Annotated in this window: 1 protein-coding gene; it reads right to left on the bottom strand. The window is 40.2% G+C overall.

Annotated features, from left to right (window positions below; genetic code table 11):
• The coding region (locus IUY40_RS19120) for a fibronectin type III domain-containing protein (protein WP_195738452.1) at nucleotides 1-1256 on the bottom strand (1256 nt) is incomplete at both ends.

The raw sequence follows: 1256 nt of genomic DNA, 5'->3' as shown, positions 1-1256 counted from the left end.
GCTAGATAGGGTACAATGATGTATCCTTTTCCTGAATAAGGTCCGTGGCCTTGAAGTTCTAAAATCGTTACAGGAAAATCGCCTGCGGTAAAGGTTTCGCTTTGTATAAGGTTGCTAAGTGGTGTTTGGTTTTTTATGTCTATTTGGGGTACGATACCACAGTTGTAGGCGGCTATTCCTTTGTTGTCTGTTGTAGTAGTAAAGGTATTTATGTTAGAATAAGTGTACGATTGGTCTTCTTGACGTACGGGATCGCAGGTTGCACCTACTCTAAAGAGGTAGGTTACGCCCGGTTCTAAATTGGTAATTAAATTCTGAGTATTAACCGAATAGGTCGAAAACCATTGTGCATTGCGAACATCTTGTTTTTTGTACTGCAAATGGTATTTTTTATGGTCTGGTAATCCCTGCCATGTAATTTTTACACTGGTTGGGCTTTGTGACTGGCTTAGTACAAATGTGGGTGGCGCACAATTTGTGGCATATTTGAACGAATAGATTTCGCTATAGCCATCATTTTTAAAAACGGCATTCTCAGAGAGACCTGTGGTCGAAATCGCTTTTACTCTCCAGGCATAACGCATACCTGGTGTTAGTATTGGCATGCTTAAGTTGTACATCAATGCGGTACTGAACAAGGTTTGCTCGTACAATAGTGGCGACATTTGAAAGGCAAATTGTGGGTCGAGTGTGGGGTCTAAGAGTTGTTTTAGTTCAAATTTGTACGATACATTGGTGGCGTTCATCTGGCGTGGTGTCCAGGTAAACATAATGTTCGGGAAATTACTGGCTACTATTTGTTCGTTTTTTTGAGGAGTGTTCAGTAGCGGCGGATCGTTTAACATCAAATACAATCCGGCACAGCTTTTTTGGGCTATTTTTTGATTGGTAACAAAATCATACATCTCAAAACAAAAATTGTACATTCCCTCTGGTAAGCCATTGGCGTATTGTGCTGCGCTGATGCCTTGTAGGTTTTCTAATCGAAACAAGGCGCCAATATCGGTATTGGTAAGGGTTACAAATGAACCTCCAGTGATAAAAATAGAACGTTGTCCTACTATAAAATCATTACTTTGTATGTTGAATCTGCTGCCTTGTATGATCAGTTTTAAGCGTACTTGTCGGTACGTTAGCATAATATCGGTTGGATTGACAAGCAGTCTAAATTTAGTATCCATGCTGGTAGCATAGTCGGATAGTTTTGAACTGTACGGACTATTAAAAATAGGGGTTAGCTGTACGGGATAAAGTTG

It is taken from the genome of Flavobacterium sp. ALJ2 (assembly GCF_015594725.1).
In the GTDB taxonomy this organism is placed as follows: Bacteria; Bacteroidota; Bacteroidia; order Flavobacteriales; family Flavobacteriaceae; genus Flavobacterium.
This window is presented reverse-complemented; position numbering and strand designations above follow the sequence as displayed.